Below are 22,338 nucleotides of genomic sequence, written 5' to 3' on the forward strand. Positions count from 1 at the left end.
CGGACAGGCCGGCCTCGACCGCCGCGCCGATCTCGCGGGCGATGACGGCGGTCCGATCCCGGCGACCGCGGCCCCGCACAGCAGCCGCCGGTGGGGATCTCGGATTCGCCCACCACGCCGCGGGATCAGGCCCGCGCCGCGGTGGTGCGTCGGCGCTTCGCCGTCGCCACGTACACCGCCACCAGCAGCACGCTCAACCACACATAGGTATTGCCGATGATGTGTTGCCAAGGGGTCCAAGTGAATTCGCGGTTGTCCTCACCGGGCATCCAGTTCTGCGGGCCGATGACGAACACGACCGCGGCGGCCGCGACGACCGCGTACCAGATCCGCGCCTGGCGCCGCGGGAGCCGGGTCGCGGCGCCGACCGCGGCCAGCAGCGCCGGTGCGATCCACACCCAGTGGTGCGACCAGGAGATCGGCGAGACCAGCAGGGTGAACACGGCATTGAATGCCAGCGCCAGCCCCGGATGGTCGGCGGCCTGCCGCATGGCCGTGACGACGAGCGCCAGCAGTGCCAGCGAGAGCAGCAGCCAGAGCACGGTGAACTCCGGCTTGTGCACCTGCAGGCGCGAGAGCACGCCCTGGATCGACTGGTTGGTGTGGAACGCCGACCCGCTCAGCCCGGACACGTTGCCCATGCCCCCGAACCAGTACCGCGTCGATTCGCCCGGCATGATCGCGAAGGCCACGGCGGACGCCACCGCCCCCGTGATCGCCGCGGTGGCGGCGGCCTTGTAGTCCTTGCGCACCAGGAAGTAGAGGACGAACGCCGCCGGTGTGAGCTTGATGGCCGCGGCCAGGCCGATCAGCATGCCGCGCTTCCACTTCGGCCGCGCGGTCAGGCAGTCGGCCGCCACCAGCACCATCAGGATCAGATTCACCTGCCCGAAACCCAGCGTCTGGTGCACCGGCTCCAGCAGCATCCCCACCGGCAGGGCACAAGCGGTGGCCCACAGCACCAGTTCGGTGCTGCCGTCCCAGATCCGCCGCGCCACCAGGTAGATCGTCACAGCCAGCGCCGCGGTGGAGACAAGGAAGAACGTGATCGCCGAGGCGTGCATGGGCAGCATCGCGAACGGGCTCAGCGCCAGCGCCGCGAACGGCGGGTAGATGAACGGCAGCCCGACCCCGAGGGTCGTCTTGGGCAGCGTCCCGTACATGTCGGCCCCGTGCCACCACGCCTGCACGCCCAGCCGGTACACCTGTAGGTCGATGAACTCCCCGCCGATCGGCTTCAGCGGCCAGGTGGTCCGCAGCAGCCACAGGGTGGCGGCCGCGATCAGCAGTGCCGGAATCAGCCACGCGGCGCGGCCCAAACGGCGGCGGCGCGTGGACTGCGGCAGGGGAGGGGTGGAGACACTAACCATCCGGCCCCAGGTTACCGGCCCGCCCGCTTCCGTATCGCGGATGGGTCCGACTTCGCCGATCGGGCCGCGCCCAGCGCCGTTCCCGGCGCTCTGCCGGAGATTTGCGGTGCGGTCCGTAGCATGAGGTCCGCTATGACGTCTCTTCGTGAGTCCCGGCGGTCCGCCGAGGCGCCCCTCGTTCTCACCGCGGACTCGCCCCGCAGCCTGTCCTTCTGGGACCAGTCCGCATTCTGGGCCAACCTCGGGGTCAGCCTCATCGGTTTCACCGGTGCGGTCTACGTGCTGCAGCCCGGGGGTCATCCGCAGCTGCCGGTCGCGGGCGCGTTGCTGGCCACGGTTCTCGGCACGGTCATCGGCACGGCGATGGTGGCGGCGGCCGGTGCGGTCGGCGCGCGAACGGGGGCGCCCGCGATGGCGAACTTCCGGGGGTTGTTCGGCACCAGGCTGTCCTACCTGCCGACGGTCGCCAATATCGTGCAGTGCGTCGGCTGGGCGGTGTACGAGCTGACGGTGATCTCCGGCGGCGTCCGGGTGCTGACTCACGATCGCGTGAGTCACGCCGTGGTGATCGTCGCCGCTGGGATCCTGTGCACGGCGATGGCGATCTGGCCGCTGAACGTGCTGCACATCCTGCGCAAGTACGTGACGGTCGCGGTGGCGATCTCGATGGTGTACTTCACGGTCCAGCTGCTGCGCCATCCGATGCCCGCGACGCCCGATACGTCGTGGAGCGGGTTCTTTCCCGGTGTGGACACCGCGCTGGCGGTCGCGGTCTCCTTCGTCCCGCTGGCCGCCGACTACACCCGCCACGCCCGCTCCGTCCGGGCCGCCGCCGGCGCCACGATGCTCGGCTACTCGGCCGCGCAGATCTGGTGCTATCTGCTGGGCGTGGTGGCGCTGCTGCAGGTCGGCGGCGACCCGAACCGGATCTTCGACACCTTCCTCGGGGTCGCGGCGGGTTGGCTGTTCTTCGCGGTGCTGGTGCTGCGGGAATCCGATCAGTCCTTCGCCAACGTGTACTCCACGGCGATGTCGATCCAGAATCTGCTGCCGCGCGTGGACCGCCGGATCCTGGCCGCCGGGGTCGGCGCGCTGGCGACCGTGCTGGCGCTGGGCGTGCACGACTTCACCGGCTTCGCCAACTTCCTGTTGCTGATCGGTTCGGTATTCGTGCCGCTGTGCGCGGTGCTGGTGGTCGACTTCTGCTGGGGGCGTGGACGATACGGCGGCGACCTGACGCGGCGCATCCCGGCGCGGCCGCTACTGCTGCTGCCGTGGCTGCTGGGTTTCGCGGTGTATCAGCTGTGCAATCCTGGCTCGGTGTCGTGGTGGGCGCGGCTGTGGACCGGTGCGCAGGACGCGCTCGGGTTCCATCCCGGCTGGTGGTCGTCGGCCTCGCTGTTCTCGTTCGCGGCCGCGGGCGCGGCCACCGGCGTGCTGGTGTTGCTCGAACGGCGTACCACCGAACGCGCGGCGTGACCGGCGGCCGCGTGTTCGGCATGGGATCGGACCCGACGGCCGAACCCGACTGGCCGCCGCTGACCCTCGCCGAGATCGGCGAGGTGATCTCCGATGCCGCGGTGGCCCTCGAATGGCGGAGCCCGCGACCGCTGTCGTCGACCGCCGGGGTGCGGCTGGCCGTCGGTAGTCGGGTCGTGGTGAAGCGGATGCCGATCGCGCTGCGCGACGCGGCGGCGCTGGCCGAGGAACACGCGTTCATGGCGCACCTGCGGTCCCGCGGCATTCCGATTCCCGCGGTATCGTCCTGCACGCGTGGCGAATTCAGCTATGAGATCCACGCGCTCGGCGCCGGGGTCGATCTGTATCGAGACGCCTTTTCCTGGTCGCCGTACCTCTCGGTGACGCAGGCGGCCGCCGCGGGCAGGATGCTGGCGCGCCTGCATCGCGCCGCCGAAGGTTACGATGCCCCGGTCCGGCCGCCACGGCCATTGCAAGCCGGGATGTGCACCGACCTCGTGGCGACGATCGAACGGCGCTGCGTCGAATGGCCTGCGGTCGGTGACTTCCTTGCCGCCCACGAATGGCGGGAAGAGGTCGACCGGGAGGGCTCGGTGCGGGGCGGGGCCGGCCCTCTGCACGTCGACGTCGCCGAGCTGTCACCGCTGTGGACCCACAACGACTGGCACGGCACGAATCTGCTCTGGACCGGCGACGAGGTCACGGCGGTCATCGATTTCGGCCTGGCCAACCGCACCGCCGCCGTCTTCGACCTGGCCACCGCGATCGAGCGGTTCGCCGTCGACTGGCTCTCGCTGCGCGGCGGCGGGCCCGCGCACATCCACGCCGATCAGCTGGCCGCGTTCCTGCGCGCCTACCGCGAGTCGCGGCCGCTCACGGCGGCCGAGCGCCGCGCCCTGCCCGCGCTGTTCCCGCTGGTGCACGTCGACTACGAGCTGTCCGAGATCGACTACTTCCTGACCGTCCTCCCGCGGCCCAACCACGAGAACGCCGAAATCGCCTACCGCGAGTACCTTCTCGGCCACGTCCGGTGGGCGGGTTCCGCCGCGGGCCGGGACTTCCTGGACCTGCTGTCGTACCTGTGCGCGGAGTGAACCTCGTCGTGCCGGCATGCGGGCGGCATCATATTGGTCTCGAGTCGGGTACCCGAGACGCAGATCACACCGCGTGCTGTTAGATTTTGCCAGCACGTCTGAAAGCGCGGTGTCCCGTGCGGCGCTGCGGACAGAGGAGAAGGACTTGGCTATACCGGAGCCAGAACAGCAGGTAACAAACTCTGCGTCGGCGAGCCGGTGGAGTGGGTTGTTTCGCACCAAAAGTGTCGAGCAGTCCATCCGCGATACGGATGAACCGGGCGCACGACTGCGCCGGGAGCTCACGGCTTGGGATCTGACAATTTTTGGCGTCGCCGTGGTGGTCGGCGCGGGCATCTTCACCCTGACGGCGAGAACGGCCGGAAACGTGGCCGGGCCGTCGGTGTCGCTGGCGTTCGTCTTCGCCGCTATCGCCTGCGGGCTCACCGCTCTGTGTTATGCGGAATTCGCATCGACGGTGCCGGTGGCGGGCAGCGCGTACACCTTTTCGTACGCCACCTTCGGGGAATTCGCCGCCTGGATCATCGGCTGGGATCTCATCCTGGAGTTCGCGCTGGCCGCGTCGGTGGTCGCCAAGGGCTGGTCGCAGTACCTGGGCCAGATACCGGGCGGGATCACGCCGATCGCGCACTTCGGCTCGGTGAGCTTCGACTGGGGCGCGGTGCTGCTGATCGCGGTGCTGACCGTGCTGCTGGTGATCGGCACCAAGGTGTCGTCGCGGGTGTCGGCGGTCGCGGTCGCGATCAAGCTGGCGGTGATCGCGCTGGTGGTGATCGTCGGCCTGACGTACTTCAAGGCATCCAACCTGAGGCCGTTCATTCCGCCGTCGGAGCCGAGTGACGCGGGCAGCGGTGTGCACCAGTCGCTGTTCTCGTTCCTGACCGGCGCGGGCAACAGCACCTTCGGCTGGTACGGGCTGCTGGCCGCGGCCAGCCTGGTGTTCTTCGCGTTCATCGGGTTCGACGTGGTCGCGACAACCGCGGAGGAAACCAAGAATCCGCAGCGCAATGTGCCGCGCGGGATCTTCGGCTCGCTGATCATCGTCACCGTGCTGTACGTGGTGGTGTCGCTGGTGCTGACGGGCATGGTGCCCTACACCGACCTGGCCGGGAAGGACGCCACACTCGCCACCGCGTTCGCGCTGCACGGAGTGGACTGGGCCAAGAACATCATCTCCATCGGCGCCCTGGCCGGGCTGACCACCGTGGTGATGGTGATGTTCCTGGGCCAGACCCGGGTGCTGTTCGCGATGTCGCGCGACGGACTGCTGCCGCGCAAGCTGGCCCATACCGGGCGGCACGGCACGCCGGTGCGGATCACGGTCATCGTCGGCATCGTGTGCGCGCTGCTGGCGGGATTCGTGGAGTTCGGCACGCTGGAGGAGATGGTCAACATCGGCACGCTGTTCGCGTTCGTGCTGGTGTCGGTCGGCGTGCTCATCCTCCGCCGCACCCGCCCGGAATTGCCCCGCGGTTTCCGGGTTCCGCTGGTTCCGCTGATCCCGATCCTCGCGGTGCTGTCGTGCCTGTGGCTGATGCTGAACCTGTCGGTGGAGACCTGGCTCCGCTTCCTGGTCTGGATGGCCATCGGCCTGGTCCTCTACTTCACCTACGGCGCGAGGAAATCGGTGCTCCGCACCGGCGCGAAATAACGGAGCCGCCGGTCGGTGCCCGCCCGGGCATCGACCGGCGAGTCTCGAGCCGTACCCCGCGGAGTGAAACGGAGATACTTCCTCCGATTGGCGTTAGACTGTGGAAGCTGGATGCGTTGACCCCCCGAATCGTCGAGAGCAGGGACGGATCTGATGACCGACAGTGACGCAGCACCGCACATCGACCCCACGACAATCGATTTCGAACAGCTCTACCGCGACGGCACCCTCGGGGAGGGCGTCGTGCTCGAGAAGGCGCCCTGGGATACGGGCGAACCTCAACCGCTGCTGGTGGAACTCGAGGCGGCCGGGCGCATCTCCGGCGATGTGCTCGATATCGGGTGCGGCCCCGGCGATACGGCGGTGTACCTCGCCGCGCATGGCTACCGGGTCACCGGGCTTGATGCCGCGCCGACCGCCATCGAGCTGGCTCGCTCCCGGGCGGCGGCGCGCGGCGTGCAGGTCGAGTTCGCGGTGGCCGACGCCACCGAATTGACCGGCTACGACGACCGTTTCGACACCGTGGTCAGCGGCTCGCTGCTGCACTGCCTCGATCCCGCGCGGCGCCGTGCGCATGTGTCCGCCCTCGCGCGGGTGACGCGGTCCGGCGGGCGGCTGATCCAGTTCTGCTTCCCGGCCGACGGCGGGCTCGGCACGTGCGCCCCCTACCCGATCGCCGAAGACGAACTGCGCGAGTCGTTCTCGGCTCCGGACTGGACCCTGACCACGCTGCGGCCGGACCGGATCACCGTCGCCGAGATGCCGGAGCCGGTCTTGCGCATGGTCCGGGAGCAGGGCATGGAGCCCGAGCGAGACGAGACGGGTGCGCTGCGGCTGCCGACGTGGGTGCTGGAGGCCACGCGCACCTGAGCGCGGCGAACGAACGGTCCGTTCGGTTCGGCGGCCATGGAGAGAACCTGGCGCGGGCTCAATATTCTGGGTGCATGAGTGCGCAGACCGAGGGCCTGACCGGCCCGTTACCGCGGGGCCGCCATCGGTTGACTCGGGCCGAGGTGCAGTCCTCGCAGTACCGGCGGCTGTGCGGGGCGGCCCTGGTGGCGGTGGGCGAACTCGGATACACCGCCACCACGGTCGCCGATATCGTGACCCGGGCGCAGGTGGCGCGGCGCACCTTCTACGCGATGTTCGCCGGAAAGGACGAATGCTTCGCCGCCGCTTACGATTTCGGCGTCGACATGGGTTTGCGCCGATTGCGCGACGCGGTGGGGACATCCGCCTCGGTGACTTTTCACGAGCGGGTGCGCACCCTGTTCGAGATCTATCTGGCCGTGTTGGCCGCGCAGCCGGAGGCCACCCGGGCCCTGTACATCGAGACGCTGGTGGCGGGCGGGCCGCTGGTCCCGCATCGCGCGCGGGTGCACCGGCTGTTCGTCGAGTACATCCTGGAGGTGGCCCGATTGGGGGTCGGGCGTGGGGAATTGGTCGCCGAGCCCGACGCGCAGCTGGTCGACATGCTGCTCGGCGGCATCGACGACCGGATCCGCGACTGCCTGCACGAGCGCGGCGCCGCGGCCCTGCCCGAGCTTGCGCCGCTGTTCACGCGCACCGCGGTGGCGCTGTGCGGCGCGCGCCGCTGATCGGCCGCTGTCCGATCAGCGAACGGCCAAGCCGGGCCCGGCATCTCGGTAGGTGCGCGCGATCAGGGCGGCCCGCAGGTACCACAGCCCGCTGGGCTGCGCCGGGTCCAGGCCGGTGAGCTGGCCGATGCGCTTGAGCCGGTAGTCGACGGTATTGGTGTGCACCTGCAACTGCCGGGCGGTGCGCTGCCGGGACAGCCCCGTCGACAGGTGCCGACGCAGCGTGTCCAGTAGATCCGGATAGGTGTCGAGCGGGTCGAGCAGCGCGCCGAGCCGATCGAGTCCGGGCCCCGGGCGGGTGAGCTGATACTCCATCGCCAGGTCGGCGAAGCGGTACAGGCCCGGTATGCTCCCCAGCCGCAGCACCATGTCCAGCAGTTCGTGCGCCCGGTCCGCGGCATCGGGAACCTGTTCCGTCGCAGCGGGTATCACCGTGGCGGTGACGGGAACCTGACCGGCGGCGGACAGGCCCAGCACCAGTTCGTCGAGTCGGCCGTCGGTGACGGTGTCCTCGGGTATCAGGTCCTCGGGGATCAGGACGGTCCCCCCGTCGACGCTGAGCAGCGACAGCGCCCGGCCGGAGCACCGGGTGGCCAGCTCGGCCTGCAGGCGCCGGAGCTTGCGCCGGGCAACGACTTTCGGGTCGACGTTCGGATGCGTCTCGTCCCGGTGGCGCGGAATGTGCAGGGCCACAACGGCGTAGGCGGGCGCGATCTCGATGCCGCTCTCGCGAGCCATGGTGGAGGTGGGATGACCCGCCAGCAGCGCCGAGACCAGCGTGTGCACCGCGGTGTGGTGCTCGGTGACCGCGGCCTGGTGCTCGCGGACGTAGGCGAGGGCCACGGCCGGGGTGATGGTGTCGAGGATGCGCAGCAGCAGCTGCGCGGGATCGTCGGGCCGTTCGCTGGGGTCGGTGCGGGTCAGCAGCAGGTCGAACGCCAGCCGGAAGCCCTCGTGCACGGCGTGGTGCACGGTGTCGATCGGGATGCCCTCGCGGGCCCAGTCGGCGGCGGCTCGCTGTAGTCGCGCGACCTTGTCGTCGGGCTCGCGGCCCTCTAGCAGGTCGATGGTCAGTTCCAAGCAGACCCGGGTGACCGTGGTGATGTCGCCGTGCAGGGCGTCGCCGGGCAGCGTGGCGCACGGCGCCACGTGGGTTGCGAAGTGGCCGACGAGTTGCCGGGACAGATTTCGCAGATCGTGAGGTGTGCGTCCGCTCATACAGGGCTCCGCGCTGGGGGATTCAAGGAACTACACCGTTCCTTTTGGCGGCCAACCCTAGCGACGGCACCCCCGTCGGCGCAACTGCCGACCTCGAAAGTTCCCGTGGCCCGCGCACTTTCGGCGCTGACCTTCGCCCCGCTGGGCTCCTACCACCGCTTCGCCGCCCTCACCGTCCGCATGCTCACGGCCCGCCCCATCCCCGCTGTTCCGGCAGGGCGGGGTTCATACGGGTGTGGGGCCGCCTCCTGACGCTCATCGAATTCCGTTCGCGCGGTGATGGTCTCGTTCCGCGTGATGCCGTCGAGGCGGCGGCGCAGATCGTCGAACCGCACGGGGCCGCCGCTGGCGCGCAGCACCCTGCTGCCCTGGAATGAGATCGCCTGACCGCCGCGAATGGCGTGGCGGGAGCCGCCGGGCGCGGCATGATGGTCGACATGGATGCCCACGACGAACTGATCGAGCTGGCCGAACAGTACTGGGACAGCGTCCTGGAGTCGTCTCCGAGCTCGGCGACGCTGCTGGGGGACAGGCGTTTCGACGATCGCATCGAGGACCTGTCGGAGGAGGCCGAGCGGCGGCTGCGGACGGTGTGGGAGCGGCTGCTCTGGCGGGTCGCGGCGCTCGACCCCGAGCGGCTGACCTCCGAGGACCGGGTCACCCGCAGCCTGCTGCGCCACGAGCTGGAATCCGGGATCGACCATGTGGCGTGGCGGCCGACGGAGCTGGCGTCCGATCAGATGGACGGCGTGCATGCCGGGATGCTCACGCTGGCGCCGCAGGTCAACGCCCCACAGCCGGAGAACGCGGTGGCGCTCGTGCAGCGCTACCGGCAGTTCGGCACACTGCTCGACCAGGCGGTGCAGCGGTTTCGGAACGGGCTGGAGGCCGGGCGCACCCCGGCGCGGATCGCGATCGAACGCTCGCTCAACCAGCTCGACGGCTACCTGGCCTCGGATCTCGCGAGCGACCCGTTCGTCACGTTCGCGGGACCCTCGGACTGGGACGGCGAAAAGGACTGGCGCGCCACGCTTTCCGAGGTGGCGCGGGACGTGATCCGCCCGGCGTTCCGGAGCTACCGCGACGTCCTGGCCGACGAGCTGCTCCCGGCCGCCCGCCTCGACGACCGGCCCGGCCTGTGCTGGCTGGGCACGGACGGCGAGGACATCTACCGGCGCCTGCTCCAGCATCACACCACGCTGCCCGACCTGGGGGCCGGCGAGATCCACGAGCTGGGCCTGACCGAGATCGAGCGCCTGGGCGAGGAATATGCCGAGGTGGGCGGCCGCCTGTTCGGCACCACCGATCCGGCCGACATTTTCGCCCGGCTGCGCGAGGACACCGCCCTGCGCTACGCCACCGGGGACGAGATCATGGCCGATGCCCAGCGCTGCCTGGGTGCCGCGATCGCCGAGATGCCCCACTGGTTCGGGCGGCTGCCGCGCGAATCCTGCGATATCGTCCCGGTTCCCGAGTTCCTGGCCGCGGATGCGCCTGCGGCGTACTACTTCCCACCGGCCTCCGACGGCTCACGCCCCGGGACCTACTTCGTCAATCAGCACGACCCGAAGGGCCGCAGCCGATTCGAGACCGCGGCGGTGGCCTACCACGAGGCCATCCCGGGCCATCACCTGCAGCTGACCATCGCCAACGAACTCGATCACCTGCCGCGATTCCAGCGACAGTCGTTCTCCAACACCGCATTCGTGGAGGGCTGGGCGCTCTACACCGAGCGTCTCGCCGACGAGATGGGTTTGTACGACGACGATCTGGCCCGCATCGGGATGCTGGCCGCCGATTCCTGGCGCTCGTGCCGACTGGTGGTCGACACCGGGCTGCACGCCAAGGGCTGGAGCCGTCAGCAGGCGGTCGACTTCATGGTCGCCAACGCCCCCGTCGCGGTCTCGGAGATCATCGTCGAGGTCGACCGCTACATCGCCATCCCGGGGCAGGCCGTCGCCTACAAGGTCGGTCAGCTGGAGATCCGCCGCCAGCGCGAACTGGCCGCCGATCGGCTCGGGGATAGCTTCGATATCAAGGCCTTTCACGATGTCGTGCTGGGCGCCGGATCGGTGAGCCTGCCGGTGCTGCGGGAGCTGGCGGCCACGCTGTAGCAACCTTTTGGATAGCCGTCTCGTTTCCGAGGGCGCGCGGTGTGCGGTCGCATACCGGCGCCTCCGGTAAACACGCATCCGAAGAATCGTCCATAAACGGGCGCAAGGTTTTCGGTCGCGTGATCAGCTCTGCCGCAAGTGGTGTGTCCGCTTCCGGCAGGGGGCGCCGATGCGGTTCAATTGATGTTGTTCGACGAGTTACACCTGCATGCTCTCGCCGCCCACCGCGTCAACCGGGCGGACTGCTTCACAACGGCAAAACCTCAGCATCCGAGAGGACAACGAACGTGAGCATGGTTCTCGCCGCGGCACACGATATGTACAGCACGGTGCTGGCTCAGGTCGGCAACCCCACCCCGGAGACTCCACCGGTGGCCGACAAGCTGATGAAGCTGGTCCGGTATTTCACCTGGTTCGTTCTACTGTCCGGCGTCATGGCCGTCACCTACGGCGGTGGCAGGTTCGCCTGGGAGAAGTGGAGCGGCGGCGGCCTGGAATCGCCGAAGATGATCGCGGGCGCCATGATCGGCGGCGGCGTTGCCACCAGCGCCGGCACCATCATGAACGCCGTCATCGGCGCCTGAGCCCGCCCCCCGTGCGGGTGTGCCGGAGTCCGGCACACCCGCCCATACTCAGCCCTGGGCCAGCATGCCCCGCATCTGCTGGATCTCCGCCTGCTGAGCGGTGACGATGCTCTGGGCCAGGCGTTTCGCGTCGGGATTGGCGCCCTGCGCCAGTTCCGTATTCGCCATATCGATCGCGCCCTCGTGGTGGGCGATCATCATCTGCATCCACATCCGGTCGAACTCGGCGCCGGTGGCGTGCTGTAGGCCGGTCATCTGATCCTGCGACATCATGCCCGGCATGGCGTGGCCCGTCGCGGCGGGCGCGGGCTTGCCGAAGCTGCGCAACAGGTCGGTGAACTGCTGCATCTCCGGCGCCTGCGCCTGCTCCACTTTCGCCGCCAGCGTGATCAGCTGCGGATTCCGGGAGCGGCTCGGTACCAGTTTCGCCATATCGACCGCCTGCGCGTGATGCGGATACATCATCTGTAGGAACGACACGTCGGCGTCGTTGAAGTCGGTGCGGGTGGGCTGGTCCGCGGCGCTGGACGCTCCGTCGTGGTGCATATCGGACATGCCGGCCGCCGGTGTGCCCGACGTCGGCGCGGGGGTTTCGGGCTCGTCGCTGCCACAGCCAGCGACGAGCAGGGCGGCGGCGATTGCGGTGCCGGTCAGGGCGATTCGGGTGCGTGTAGTGAACATGGCTGTGCTCCTCGGTTGTGCGATCGGACTCTGTCCTGGGCATGTGAAATCCCGCGTCCGCGTGGGGTTTCCACGCCGCGGTGGCCCATCAGATCCGCAGAATCGCCAATTCCGAGAGGGAGAGCACCGTCCAGGGCGGCGGTCTGGCCCGCCGGAACGCCCGCGGCCGCGCCGCCCGCTGCCCGGCATCGCGACCGCCGAACCCGATCCACGCCAACACCGCCAGCCCAAGCGCCAGCACGAGCGCCGCCAGCACGAAAACGCAGGCGTGCATCCCGCCGTGCACCCCACCGCAGCCCTCGCAGTCCGCCCCGGCGCCGGACGGCGCGGCAGCATGCTCGGCTGGAGGCGCCGCCGCGGAATCCCCCGGCCCGCTGTCCCTCGGAGCCGCTGTCGCCCCGTCCACGGCGGTGATCGAGCCACCCGGCGAACCCGCGACGGCTGCCGTCGAGCGTTCGAAGGTCGCCGAGTGGTGTGCGGGCGCGGCTACCGAGTGGAACCTGGCCGCCGGGGAGTCGGTCGCGAGCGGCGCGGTCCGACCGGACTCCGGACCGGCGAGCATGGCGCCACCGGCCACCGTCGTCGGTGCTCCCTGGGCTCGAGCGGTCTCGGGGGAGTGGGAGGCGGCGGTCCGAATCAACGCGTCGGGCATCTGGTCGTCCGACGGGTGTGCCGTCTCCGAGTGCCCACTGCCGATGGCGCTCGGCGTGGCGGCCGCATGGTCGGAGGCCGTGGGACTACTCGCGGCCGTCGTCGGCTCGGCGGCGTGCGCATGTCCGGATGCCCGGGCATGCCCACCGGCGAATACGACCGCGTGCATCACGGCGACGGCCGCCAGTAGCACCAGCACGCCGAGCGCACGGATGTATCCGGGCACGCGCCGTGGGGCCGAGGCGCGGCCCGTCGCCGCATCACCGTCGGCCCGGCCGGAACTGGGCTGGTCGACCACGCTGCCATTCTAGGGCCTCGTCTCGCGATACCCCCTTGCGGTATGGAATACCCACGCTGTCAGGGTGTTCGACTCAGTTGTTGAGCCGAGCTAATGAGAGAGGGTGCCCGTGACAGCCGCCGCCAGAAAACCCTCCATCGGCCTCCGCTCCGAGCGCGGCGCCATCCTGGCGGCCCTGATGCTGTCCACCTCGCTGGTGGCGCTGGACTCGACGATCATCGCCACCGCCGTGCTCACCATCACCGACAACCTCGGCGGCTTCGCACAGTTTCCCTGGCTGTTCTCGATCTATCTGCTGGCACAGGCCGTCACCGTCCCGATCTACGGCAAGATCGCCGACACCTTCGGCCGCAAGCCCGTGATGCTGTTCGGAATCGCTGTCTTCGCGCTCGGTTCGCTGCTGTGCGGGCTCGCCTCGAACATGCTCGCGCTCATCGTCTTTCGCGCCGTCCAGGGCATCGGGGCGGGCGCGGTGCAGCCGATGTCGATGACCATCGCGGGCGATATCTACACCCTCGAGGAGCGTGCCACCGTACAGGGCTACCTGGCCAGCGTGTGGGCCGCCTCGTCGGTGCTCGGGCCGCTGCTGGGCGGGCTGTTCTCCGACTACGTCAGCTGGCGGTGGATCTTCCTGATCAACCTGCCGCTCGCGGCGCTGGCGGCCTGGGTGCTGCTGCGGTCGTTCCGGGAGACCGCGCCCCGGCAGCGGCACCGCGTCGACTATCTCGGCGCCGCGCTGCTGGCCGTGGGCGCGGGCGCGGTCATCCTGGGACTGCTGGAGGGCGGGCACTCGTGGGAGTGGAACTCGCCGATCAGCATCGCGGTATTCGCGGGCGGCGCGGTCCTGCTGGCGCTTTTCGGATTCGTCGAGCACCGGGCCTCGAATCCGATTCTGCCGCTGTGGGTGTTCACCCGCCGCATCGTGGTGACCAGCAGCCTGGCGTCGCTGCTGATCGGCGCGGTGATGCTCGGATTGACCTCGTACGTACCGACTTTCGCGCAAGGGGTGCTCGGCGTCGGCGCGCTCGTCGCCGGTCTCACCGTCGGCGCGCTCACGCTGGGCTGGCCGCTGACCGCGTCACTGGCCGGAAAGCTGTACCTGCGCATCGGTTTTCGCCGCACCGCGCTGATCGGCAGCTCGCTGGCCGCGCTCGGGGCGCTGTCGACCCTGCTGCTCGGCAGCGGCTCCGGGCTGTGGCAGATCGCGCTGAGCTGTTTCGTCGTCGGCGCCGGATTGGGCTGGGTCGCGGCCCCGACCCTGATCGCCGCTCAGACCAGCGCGGAATGGAGCGAGCGCGGTGTGGTGACCGGCACCAATATGTTCGCGCGCTCGATCGGCAGCGCCGTGGGCGTCGCGGTGTTCGGCGCGCTGGTCAACATGCGGGTGGGCGAGGCCGAGCATCCCGCGCCGGAGGTGCTGTCGTCGGCGATCCACCTGGTGTTCCTCGGAGTCTCCGCGATGGCGGTGGTCATGGTGGTGGCCGCCGCGGCGCTGCCCCGCGGCCGACCCGCGCGCTCGGTGCCGGTCGCGCCGGAAAGCGTGGCGGTCAGGCGGGATTGACGATTCGAGGGCGGGGTGTTCGTGGACCCGCGGATGTCGGAGACGGGGCGTAGGGTGGGCCGCATGGGACAGTTCGGTGAACTCCTGCACGGCGGGAGGCTGCGCAAGGAGAGCGACGACGAGGCGGGCAGCGGCCAGTCGTTCGAGGTCGGCGACCTCGACCTCGACCGCGGCGTGATCCGGCTGAATCCGCGATCCGAGCCAGCGCCGCGCGACGAATCCGGCGAGTGACCGCCCCGGCCCGACCAACGGACGCGCGAAGCGTGTTGCTGTAGATTAGCTATGACTCGATCGTGCGGTACCCGACCCGAAAGGGGCGTCAGTATGGCCGACCAACTCGATCCCGTGGTGGCGAAGTTCGTGGACACGCTCAACGCTGGCGACAGCGCCTCCTTCTACGACCTGCTCACCGACGACGCGACCATGTCCGACGACGGCAGCGACCGCGACCTGCGGCAGTGGGTGCGGGGCGAGGCTTTCGACACCAACGGCCGGATGACCGTCGACCCGGCCACCATCGCCGACGGCGGTCGTTCCTTCGTCGCCGACTACGCCAACGACCGCTGGGGCTCCATGCGCACCGCCTGGCGCTTCACCATCGCGGGCGACAAGGTCTCCCGCTTCGAGACCGGCCAGGCCTGACCCCGGCCAAAAGCGTGCCGGGGATGGTGTGGGCGTCTTCGCGTGCGGTTCGTGCCGGGGATGGTGTGGGCGTCAGTTCGTGGCGACGTCGATTACCAGACGGGCCGGATTCTGTAGGGCGTTGACCGAGAAGGCGGGACTGTCGGCATTCACGCCGATGAACGACTGGGTGGTGCCCTCGTAGACCTGGGTGCGGTAGACGCCCGCGATGCCGGGGGCCTCGGGGTCGGTCGCCGGGTCCGGACCCTCGTACGCGGTGACGCCGCTGTCCCACGGATACGCCGAGCCCAGGATCTGCACCTCGAGGATGGATCGCCCGGCCACATCGACCGGCCGTCCGCTGCCGTCCTGCACCGCTCGATCGGTGTACCGCACCCGCCATCCCGGCGTACCGGTGCCGCCGAGTTCGTAGACCACCCGATCGAAACCCTCGTGGTGGCCGATGCGCACGCCGGTGACGGTGAGGCGGGCGTCGGCGGAGGCCTTGCCCTCCTGCGGCGCCGCGGCCGTCGGCGGGGACTCGGTCCCGCTCGTCGGCGTGACCGATGTGGCCGCGGGCGGTGGCCCCGGCGTATCGGACGAACCGTCGGAGCAACCCGCCAGCAGCGCGAGTCCCGCCACCACTGTCAACGCCAGCCTGTTACGCATGGGGCCGATGGTATTCGGTAATACCACCGGGGTCGGCGCGACGACACGGCAACGATCTAGCACACTATAGGCGTGCAGGAGGTCGACGACGTATTGAGCCGGTTGCGGCGATACCCCGACGTGGAAGCGGTGAACCTCTACGCGGTAGACGCCGCCGACCGGCTGATCCTCGATGTTGCCGCCGATTCCCTCGCCGCCGTCGAGGGCGAGCGCGTGGCGGTGATCGACGACGGGTACGGCGCGCTCACGCTGGGCGCCATCGCGACCCACGAGCTGACCGGGGTCCGCGTGCACCAGGACCTGCTCACCGGGGAACTCGCGCTGGCCAACAACGCGCGCGCCCTCGGACTGGCCGACCGCTACAGCGCACACGCCCTGGGGCGGCGGCTGCTCGAGGACGTGCGCGTGGTGCTGCTCCGGCTGCCCCGCGCGCTGTCCGGGCTGGCCGAGATCGCCGACGCCGTCGCCCGTTACGCCGACCCCGAGGTCGAGGTGTTCGCCGGTGGCCGCGACAAATACCTGACACCGGCCATGAACGACGTGCTGAGCGAGTCGTTCGCCGCGGTGCGCGCCAGCCGGGGGCGGCAGAAGTCGCGAATCCTGCTGGCGCAGCGGCCGAAACCGCTCGGCGACCCGCGCTATCCCGTCCACAGCCGGCTCGACGAGTTGGGGCTCGAGGTCGTCGCCCACGGCGCGGCGTTTTCGGGCCCGCGCCTGGACATCGGCACCCGCTTCCTGCTCGAGCACGTCCGACGGATGAAGCCCGATGCGCGCGATGCCATCGATCTGGGCTGCGGCACCGGCATTCTGGCGGTCGCGCTGGCCAAGGCGCGCCCACAGGTCAGCGTGGTCGGCACCGACCAGTCGGCGGCCGCGGTCGCCTCGGCGCGGGCCACGGTGGCGGCGAACGGCGTGGCCGATCGGGTGACGGTGCTGCGCGACGACGCGATGGCGGGGGTGGCCGAGCACAGCGCGGACCTGGTGGTGTGCAACCCCCCTTTCCACGTGGGTGCGGCGGTGCACACCGGCTCGGCGATCAAGATGTTCGCCGAGACGGGGCGGGTGTTGCGGCCCGGCGGCGAGCTGTGGACGGTATACAACTCACATCTGAACTATCGTGGGGTCATGGAACGGCTGGTCGGCAAGACCGACGTGGTGGCCCGAAACCGCAAGTTCACGGTGACGCGGTCGATGCGTGGTCTGCGCGACGTACGGCAGGAGTAGGTTCTCCTCGAACGGTAGAGTCCCGTTTGTCCGGATTTTCGCCCGGTTCGGGAACTTGATCCTGCCGCGGCACGTTGGATACTCGAAACGGCCACGAGAGTCGTGGACCGCGACCTTCGGAAAGGCACGAGAACGGTGCGCACCTCAAGCAATCTGGTGTTGAGTGGAGCACTCGTTTCGGTAGACTAGCCGCACCCGTGGCCGGTGTCTAGAGAACGGCCGCATTCGCTGCGATAAGGGGTGCGACCGTGATCCGCTGCGGTGTCTACCTACGCCAGTCCGAGGACGACGAGGACGACGAACTGGCGATCTCCCGGCAGTGGGACGAGATCATTGCGAAGATCATCGAGCCGCGCGGCTGGACTCCGGTGCGCTACTGTGACAACGACTTGACCGCCGTTGGCCCCAAGCGAGGTCTATGACGATTCCCCCGCCACCGCGGCCACGAAGCCCCTGCTCGGGTATGTCGACTTCGGCCAGGACGTCAGCACTACCGCGGGCACCTTCTCGATCGTGTGGGACGCGGCCGGGATCCTCACCATCAGCGCGGCCTGAATCCCGAGGCATGGGAATCTTCTCGCGCGGACAGCCGATCCAGCGCCTCTATCTCGGCGAGGAGCGCATCACCCGCATGTATCTCGGCGAGCGGCTCGTCTGGTCCGATATCGCGGCGGGCGTGGTCGGGACTGTCGCCGCGGTGGCATCGGCCGCCATGCCGGCCCCGGCGGTCACGCCGGGATTCGGCGCGGCGACCGCGGTAGCCACCGCGCAGATGCACCCGCCGACCGTGCGCGTCGACGTCACGGTGTCGGTGCCACGTGCCATCGCCACCGCGCAGATGCGCACCCCGGACCGGCCCGTCGTCGTGTCGGCCGTACCCGCCACCGCGACCGCCGCAGCTCTCCCACCCCTGTTCATCGACGCCGAGGTGGTCAGCCCACCCGCCGCAGCTGCCGCGGCGATGATGCCGCCACCCGTGGTCGGAGTAGCCGCCAACCCGCCCGCCATGACGGCGATCGCCGCTCTTCCCGCTCCGCATGTATCGGCCTCGTCAACCGTCGCGGCCGCCGCAGCTGCGGCATCGGCCGCAGCACCCACCCCCGCCTACGAGATCGCGATGCTCGCTCCGGCCATGACCGCTACGGGCTTCGCCGCACCTCCAGCAGTCTCGGCGACCGCGACCGTCACGCCGCCACCGGCTACCGCCGCGGCCGCCGCAGGCGTGCCAGCGGTCGGCGTCGCTGTCGTCGCTGTCCCGGCAATCGGATCCGCCACCGCGTGCACGCCCGCCGTGTCCGCGGGCTCCACCGTCACCGGAGTCGCGGCGGCCGCGTCGGCGACGGCGCCCGCGCCCGCGGTGCAAGCGGACGCGACCGTTGCCGCTGTCGCCGCCGCAGCGTCGGCATCCGCTCCGGCACCGGCGGTTACGACGTTCGCGCCCAGCGGCATGACCAAGAACGGCGCATTCACCCTCAGCGCGACCAGCTACACCAAGGTCACCGGCTGGGCAGCCGACACCACGAACTATCCGGGCAGCACCGTCAGCAACGACGAGCTGGTGATCCAGTCCGCCGGCACCGGGAAGACCATCGCCGCCAGCGTGGTGTGGACCGGCAGCAGCTTCGCGCGCTCGGTCACGATGCGGCTGCTGAAGAACGGAACCGAGATCGCAGTCGGTAGCGCCGTCAGCGTTCCCGCAAGCGGCACGGCCACGGCCACCGTGACGGCTGCGAACCAAACCGTCGCGGCGAACGATGTCATCCGGCTGGAAGCCCTCAAGGACTTCGGGACCGGCAACCCGGCCGCCAACACCAATACCTCAAGCTACGTGCGTGCGACCAACCCGTAAGCTCACGACGCCGTGCACGACGGCGCAAACCAGAACCCGCCCCGCCGAACAGAGCTCGGCGGGGCGGGTTTCTGCGTTCGCGGTCAGCCCACCACGATCAGCTGATACCGGCCGGAATTGCCGCCAAGCGGGTTGCATTCGGCAGTGACGCCCGGCCGGCGGATCCGCGCGGCGTCGGCGTAGCACGACGGGCCGTCGGGGTATATCCGCGACTCGTGCCCGGGCCGCGACTGGCCGCCTCCGCCCGAGCTGCCGAATGCCTTGGCGAAGCCTTCGAGGAACGCTGCGCCCGGATCCTGATCGGCGGTGGCGACGGCAGGCGAAACGAGGAGAGCGGCGGCCCCGAGGACGGCCGCAAGGAATGCACGCATGATGCTCCTGGTGTGTTGACGGAACGATTGCAGCACCCCCCGACAGGAGCTGACGCCCGGCATCATCCACGCCGCGAACAGATTCCACCAGGGACCAAGGTCCCGAAACAGACAGCGCCCCGGCCGTTGCGGACCGGGGCGCGTTTCGTCATTTCAGGATGTAGCGGCCGCCATCACCAGATCCCGGTACGGCAGTCGCACGATCGGGTAATCGTCGATCCCGAGTTCGTGCTCGATCGTCTCGAGGCGGGCGGTAGCGTCGTCGCTGTCGAAAGCGGTGACCTCGGTCTCGACGAATTCCCCTGCGCCGGTGACGGTGTCGATGACGACCAGTGCCTCATCATGGTCGGGGTGCCGATAGAGGGTGCGTGCCTTCTCGACACGCACGAGTTCGATCATGCCGATGGCGTCGAGCAGCGCGATCGCGTGGTCGGCCTGGTCGGCGCCGGACAGGTGGACGTTGGTTTCGTGCTTGGCGATCACGTCGCGGTCGCTGTGGGTGGCGGTGGTCGACGCGGGTTTGTAGGTGACCTCGGCGAAATCGTCTCGCCGTCGGATGCGTAGGCATTCAACGGTTTCCATGAAATCGACGTCGGGTCGGCTGTAGTAGATATCGGTCTCGGTGACCTGTCTGCTCTCGCGGTAGCCGAGCTCAACGAGCCGGTCGCGGAGGGTGTTGCTGTCGGGGAGTTCGCGTTTGCGTTCGACCTCGATCAGTTGCATGCGGAAATTATCCTCTCCAGTGGATCGCGGTATGCAGGCGGGCGAGGTTGGGTTTCGAGCAGATGCTCTGCAGAGTTCCGAGCGCCCTCTGCACGGCGTTGGTGTCGGATACGGGGATGTTCTGGAACAGCACCAGCTGCTTCGCATCGGTGAGCGCGTTGGACAGGCGCTTGCTCAGGAATCGGTTGTAGTAGCGGCGGTCTCGGGTGAATACGTCCGCGTCGTGCACCGGCATCAGCACCGTGTCCTGATCGGCTGCCGCCTCGATCGAGTTCACCGCGAAGGCGGCGAGCAGCTCGTCGACGGTCAGATACGCATAGGTCTCGCGGCCCTCCCGGGTGAGCCACGCCTGCCAGGTTCGCGCGCAGTCCTCGTCGCCGCTGTCGGCTGCGGCCATGAACGCCATCAGCGCGACGTCGGACACGGCGTCGAAGATATCGCCGTCGATCACGTGGTGGTCGCCCAGTGGCTCGCTCACGGCGAGAAGGTTCGCCTTCTGCGCGGCCGGCATCCAGTCCGGTTCGGTGAGCGTGTAGTGCACGCGCTTGTGTCCGGAGCGGAAGTCGATCCAATCGTCGGACAGTGGTCCGTCGAGGACGGGCCGGAAGCCGAGAACCCCGGAGCGCCAGACGTGATCGCGGAAGGTGAGGTAGTGGCGCTGCACCTCCCGGAACACCCCGACGGGTGCCTCGATGACCGCGCACACCCGGGTGTCCAGCTCGGTGACCGGGACGATGCGGGAATTCTGCCGCGCGAGGACCTCGTCGTCGTGGTGGTGGTACGGGTGCGTGCCCTCGCGCAGATAGTGCGGCAGGAACATGCGCAGGAACTGCAGCCACGCCTGCCCGCTGTAGGACTGCACCACCCGCTCGTGCAAGCTCGCCGCGTCGACGGCGTACACGTCGCGGTAGACGAAATACCCGTACCGCTGGATCACCGTCGGCAGGATCCGCATCATCGTATGCAGGCCACCGTATGCGCCTCCGTACGAATAGATCTCGTGCATCAGCGCCGACGCGCTGATGATGTCGACCGGCTCGCGCAGAACGTCGGCGATATCCTGCGCCCACCCGTGCACGAGCACACACGATCCGACCGTGTTGAACCGGTCGATCGCTGCCGTGAGCGACTGCGAGGTCACGCCCGGAGCCTCGAGTAACGTCAACCGAATCGGCTGCGGTTCCGCGGTGAGCCGGGACGCCAGGAAGTCGACCGCCGAGCCGCCGCCTGGGCCGATCTCGACGACGTGCGCCTCGTCCGACCGGACTCGGCGCAGGGCCCGGTGTACGAGCAACCCCTTCTCGTCGCCGTGGTCGTTGGCCGCGACATCGAGATATCCGGCGGCCGTTTTCTGTTCGTGCGCAAAGCGATTGGCTGTGCCGATCACGGCTTCCCCTATTCAGTTCGGCGGGCCCTCGGCCTCGAGTTCGGCGAGCCGCTGCGCCGCATCCGGATCGGTGACGGCGTGATGCCGGTAGTACGCGATCTGTCCCCAGTACCCGTCTCGCTCCATCGGCGGCGGTGGCCCGGCGGCGATGAGTCTTTCCAGCAGCCCCGGGTACTCGTCCGGATGTCGCTCGCAATAACGCATCTGTGCGTAGTAGTGCTGCTGCGGTGTCTCGTCGCCGTAGTCGACTTCCTCGTCGTCTGAATCCACTGTGGTGCAGTCCTTTCAATACGTGCGTCCCGAATCCGGTTTCAGTCGCCGGGCGTCGAGGAGCGTCTGATATGCCGCTCGCTTGCGCGGGCAGTCTTCGCGGCGGCAGGCCTTGTGGAGCTGCATCACCCGATGTGCTTGCGTGATAGTGAACGGCCGCGCCGGTGCGGTGTGCGTCCACACCAGAATCTGAGTCGGTTCCTCGCTGGCTTCGGTGTCGTCGAGCTCCTGGCGCACGAACACCAGGACCACGCCGCCGAACACGAGGACGAGCCCGACGAGCATCCACCAGCCCGCCAAGGTGCTCATGCCGGTTCTGGACTCGCCACGATTCCAAGGCCGCGGCACTCGACGCTCGAGATCTGGCGTTCGAGCACTGCCCCGTCGTCAGCCGTGATGAGGTCCACCCGCAGCCGGATCGCGCTGTCGATGCCGATGACGTGCAGTAGATCGGGGACGATCACCGCGTCAGCCCCAGTGCGGGCCAGCGCATTCACGACCGTGACGAGCGGCCCCTCGCACGATGGGTCGAGTACGACGACCGCCTCGTCGACGGCGTACCCCAGCCGTACACCAACCTGTGTCGCTCGCAGCTCGTCGCCGTCGCGATCGTTGGTCAAATCCGGGCGGATGCAACGAATCGCAAGACGTCCCCGCTCCGCTGTGTCTGGCTCCATTTCCCTGTGCTCCGTGTCCTGTTCGATGTTGTCGGCGCGCTGGCAAATGCGGCGCGTCATCTCCGTGACCGCTTCGCGAAGAACCTGCGCCACGTCCATGACTTTCAGGAGAACCCGGGAGCGGGCGCGCCCGTAACGTGTGCAGTCAGGCGAATGTGTGCAGGTGGGGTGGGGGTGTGCAGGTGGGGTGGGGGTGTGCACAGGGGGTGTGAGAAACGGCCGTGATGTGGCGCAGCAATGTTGCGCGT

General features: G+C 69.1%; 26 protein-coding genes. 14 read left to right on the forward strand and 12 right to left on the reverse strand.

Going from position 1 to position 22,338, the window contains the following annotated elements; genetic code table 11:
• Positions 1-125 precede the first annotated feature (125 nt).
• Complete coding sequence (locus ACYVLQ_RS04765) at positions 126-1,370, reverse strand: glycosyltransferase 87 family protein (protein WP_460696126.1); 1,245 nt, start codon at positions 1,368-1,370, stop codon at positions 126-128.
• Positions 1,371-1,502: 132 nt separating this feature from the next.
• Between ACYVLQ_RS04765 and ACYVLQ_RS04770 the strand changes: the two genes are divergently transcribed.
• The 5 genes from ACYVLQ_RS04770 (at position 1,503) to ACYVLQ_RS04790 (ending at position 7,192) form a co-directional block, all read left to right on the forward strand.
• Positions 1,503-2,849, forward strand: a complete 1,347-nt coding sequence (locus ACYVLQ_RS04770) for a purine-cytosine permease family protein (RefSeq protein WP_460696127.1) — start codon at positions 1,503-1,505, stop codon at positions 2,847-2,849.
• The gene (locus ACYVLQ_RS04775) at positions 2,846-3,943 is read left to right on the forward strand and encodes a phosphotransferase enzyme family protein (protein ID WP_460696128.1); all 1,098 of its coding nucleotides are present in this window, start codon (positions 2,846-2,848) and stop codon (positions 3,941-3,943) included. Before ACYVLQ_RS04770 ends, ACYVLQ_RS04775 begins: the two co-directional genes overlap by 4 nt.
• Before the next feature lie 151 nt (positions 3,944-4,094).
• Positions 4,095-5,594 (forward strand): amino acid permease, encoded by a 1,500-nt coding sequence (locus ACYVLQ_RS04780; protein ID WP_460696190.1) that lies wholly within the window; start codon positions 4,095-4,097, stop codon positions 5,592-5,594.
• A gap of 153 nt (positions 5,595-5,747) precedes the next feature.
• Positions 5,748-6,464, forward strand: a complete 717-nt coding sequence (locus tag ACYVLQ_RS04785) for a class I SAM-dependent methyltransferase (RefSeq protein ID WP_460696129.1) — start codon at positions 5,748-5,750, stop codon at positions 6,462-6,464.
• Positions 6,465-6,538: 74 nt separating this feature from the next.
• Positions 6,539-7,192 carry a TetR/AcrR family transcriptional regulator gene (locus ACYVLQ_RS04790; RefSeq protein WP_460696130.1) on the forward strand — a complete coding sequence of 218 codons (654 nt, stop codon included), beginning with the start codon at positions 6,539-6,541 and terminating at the stop codon, positions 7,190-7,192.
• A gap of 15 nt (positions 7,193-7,207) precedes the next feature.
• On the opposite strand, the gene ACYVLQ_RS04795 is transcribed toward ACYVLQ_RS04790, so the two are convergent.
• Together ACYVLQ_RS04795 and ACYVLQ_RS04800 are read right to left on the reverse strand one after the other, a co-directional pair.
• Complete coding sequence (locus tag ACYVLQ_RS04795) at positions 7,208-8,410, reverse strand: PucR family transcriptional regulator (RefSeq protein WP_460696131.1); 1,203 nt, start codon at positions 8,408-8,410, stop codon at positions 7,208-7,210.
• Positions 8,411-8,559: 149 nt separating this feature from the next.
• A complete protein-coding gene (locus ACYVLQ_RS04800; RefSeq protein ID WP_460696132.1) occupies positions 8,560-8,859 on the reverse strand; it encodes a hypothetical protein in 300 nt (99 codons plus the stop codon).
• Here ACYVLQ_RS04800 and ACYVLQ_RS04805 point away from each other — a divergent pair.
• The gene (locus tag ACYVLQ_RS04805; RefSeq protein ID WP_460696133.1) at positions 8,848-10,524 is read left to right on the forward strand and encodes a DUF885 domain-containing protein; all 1,677 of its coding nucleotides are present in this window, start codon (positions 8,848-8,850) and stop codon (positions 10,522-10,524) included. The two genes, ACYVLQ_RS04800 and ACYVLQ_RS04805, sit on opposite strands and share 12 nt — an antisense overlap.
• A gap of 293 nt (positions 10,525-10,817) precedes the next feature.
• Positions 10,818-11,108 carry a hypothetical protein gene (locus tag ACYVLQ_RS04810; RefSeq protein WP_460696191.1) on the forward strand — a complete coding sequence of 97 codons (291 nt, stop codon included), beginning with the start codon at positions 10,818-10,820 and terminating at the stop codon, positions 11,106-11,108.
• Positions 11,109-11,156: 48 nt separating this feature from the next.
• On the opposite strand, the gene ACYVLQ_RS04815 is transcribed toward ACYVLQ_RS04810, so the two are convergent.
• Entirely contained in the window at positions 11,157-11,789 is a 633-nt protein-coding gene (locus tag ACYVLQ_RS04815; RefSeq protein ID WP_460696134.1) for a DUF305 domain-containing protein, read from the reverse strand.
• Positions 11,790-11,877: 88 nt separating this feature from the next.
• On the reverse strand, positions 11,878-12,738 hold the full coding sequence (locus ACYVLQ_RS04820) for a hypothetical protein (protein ID WP_460696135.1): 861 nt from the start codon (positions 12,736-12,738) through the stop codon (positions 11,878-11,880).
• Positions 12,739-12,847: 109 nt separating this feature from the next.
• Between ACYVLQ_RS04820 and ACYVLQ_RS04825 the strand changes: the two genes are divergently transcribed.
• From ACYVLQ_RS04825 to ACYVLQ_RS04835, 3 genes are all read left to right on the forward strand, one after another.
• Positions 12,848-14,299: an MDR family MFS transporter gene (locus ACYVLQ_RS04825; RefSeq protein ID WP_460696192.1), complete on the forward strand. Its 1,452-nt coding sequence runs from the start codon at positions 12,848-12,850 to the stop codon at positions 14,297-14,299.
• Between the two features lie 63 nt (positions 14,300-14,362).
• Positions 14,363-14,530: a hypothetical protein gene (locus ACYVLQ_RS04830; protein ID WP_157124082.1), complete on the forward strand. Its 168-nt coding sequence runs from the start codon at positions 14,363-14,365 to the stop codon at positions 14,528-14,530.
• Positions 14,531-14,623: 93 nt separating this feature from the next.
• Positions 14,624-14,941 carry a nuclear transport factor 2-like protein gene (locus ACYVLQ_RS04835; protein ID WP_460696136.1) on the forward strand — a complete coding sequence of 106 codons (318 nt, stop codon included), beginning with the start codon at positions 14,624-14,626 and terminating at the stop codon, positions 14,939-14,941.
• A 72-nt stretch (positions 14,942-15,013) separates the two neighbouring features.
• On the opposite strand, the gene ACYVLQ_RS04840 is transcribed toward ACYVLQ_RS04835, so the two are convergent.
• Complete coding sequence (locus tag ACYVLQ_RS04840) at positions 15,014-15,589, reverse strand: AMIN-like domain-containing (lipo)protein (RefSeq protein ID WP_460696137.1); 576 nt, start codon at positions 15,587-15,589, stop codon at positions 15,014-15,016.
• Positions 15,590-15,661: 72 nt separating this feature from the next.
• Between ACYVLQ_RS04840 and ACYVLQ_RS04845 the strand changes: the two genes are divergently transcribed.
• The 4 genes from ACYVLQ_RS04845 to ACYVLQ_RS04860 all read left to right on the forward strand — a co-directional run bounded on the left by ACYVLQ_RS04845 (position 15,662) and on the right by ACYVLQ_RS04860 (position 18,662).
• Positions 15,662-16,813 carry a class I SAM-dependent methyltransferase gene (locus ACYVLQ_RS04845; RefSeq protein ID WP_460696138.1) on the forward strand — a complete coding sequence of 384 codons (1,152 nt, stop codon included), beginning with the start codon at positions 15,662-15,664 and terminating at the stop codon, positions 16,811-16,813.
• A 248-nt stretch (positions 16,814-17,061) separates the two neighbouring features.
• On the forward strand, positions 17,062-17,235 hold the full coding sequence (locus tag ACYVLQ_RS04850) for a hypothetical protein (RefSeq protein ID WP_460696139.1): 174 nt from the start codon (positions 17,062-17,064) through the stop codon (positions 17,233-17,235).
• On the forward strand, positions 17,213-17,368 hold the full coding sequence (locus tag ACYVLQ_RS04855) for a hypothetical protein (RefSeq protein ID WP_460696140.1): 156 nt from the start codon (positions 17,213-17,215) through the stop codon (positions 17,366-17,368). The genes ACYVLQ_RS04850 and ACYVLQ_RS04855 overlap by 23 nt, the downstream gene beginning before the upstream one ends.
• A 10-nt stretch (positions 17,369-17,378) precedes the next feature.
• Complete coding sequence (locus ACYVLQ_RS04860) at positions 17,379-18,662, forward strand: hypothetical protein (RefSeq protein ID WP_460696141.1); 1,284 nt, start codon at positions 17,379-17,381, stop codon at positions 18,660-18,662.
• An 83-nt stretch (positions 18,663-18,745) separates the two neighbouring features.
• On the opposite strand, the gene ACYVLQ_RS04865 is transcribed toward ACYVLQ_RS04860, so the two are convergent.
• The 6 genes from ACYVLQ_RS04865 to ACYVLQ_RS04890 all read right to left on the reverse strand — a co-directional run bounded on the left by ACYVLQ_RS04865 (position 18,746) and on the right by ACYVLQ_RS04890 (position 22,189).
• Positions 18,746-19,069, reverse strand: coding sequence for a hypothetical protein (locus ACYVLQ_RS04865; RefSeq protein ID WP_460696142.1), 324 nt, complete (start codon positions 19,067-19,069; stop codon positions 18,746-18,748).
• A 117-nt stretch (positions 19,070-19,186) separates the two neighbouring features.
• Positions 19,187-19,756, reverse strand: coding sequence for a class IV adenylate cyclase (gene cyaB / locus ACYVLQ_RS04870; RefSeq protein ID WP_460696143.1), 570 nt, complete (start codon positions 19,754-19,756; stop codon positions 19,187-19,189).
• A 7-nt stretch (positions 19,757-19,763) separates the two neighbouring features.
• Positions 19,764-21,143: a hypothetical protein gene (locus ACYVLQ_RS04875; protein WP_460696144.1), complete on the reverse strand. Its 1,380-nt coding sequence runs from the start codon at positions 21,141-21,143 to the stop codon at positions 19,764-19,766.
• 12 nt (positions 21,144-21,155) lie between these two features.
• Positions 21,156-21,413, reverse strand: coding sequence for a hypothetical protein (locus ACYVLQ_RS04880; RefSeq protein WP_460696145.1), 258 nt, complete (start codon positions 21,411-21,413; stop codon positions 21,156-21,158).
• Positions 21,414-21,428: 15 nt separating this feature from the next.
• Positions 21,429-21,722, reverse strand: a complete 294-nt coding sequence (locus tag ACYVLQ_RS04885; protein ID WP_460696146.1) for a hypothetical protein — start codon at positions 21,720-21,722, stop codon at positions 21,429-21,431.
• Positions 21,719-22,189, reverse strand: coding sequence for a hypothetical protein (locus ACYVLQ_RS04890; RefSeq protein ID WP_460696147.1), 471 nt, complete (start codon positions 22,187-22,189; stop codon positions 21,719-21,721). The genes ACYVLQ_RS04885 and ACYVLQ_RS04890 overlap by 4 nt, the downstream gene beginning before the upstream one ends.
• Between the last annotated feature and the right edge of the window lie 149 nt (positions 22,190-22,338).

Source organism: Nocardia thraciensis, assembly GCF_054782435.1.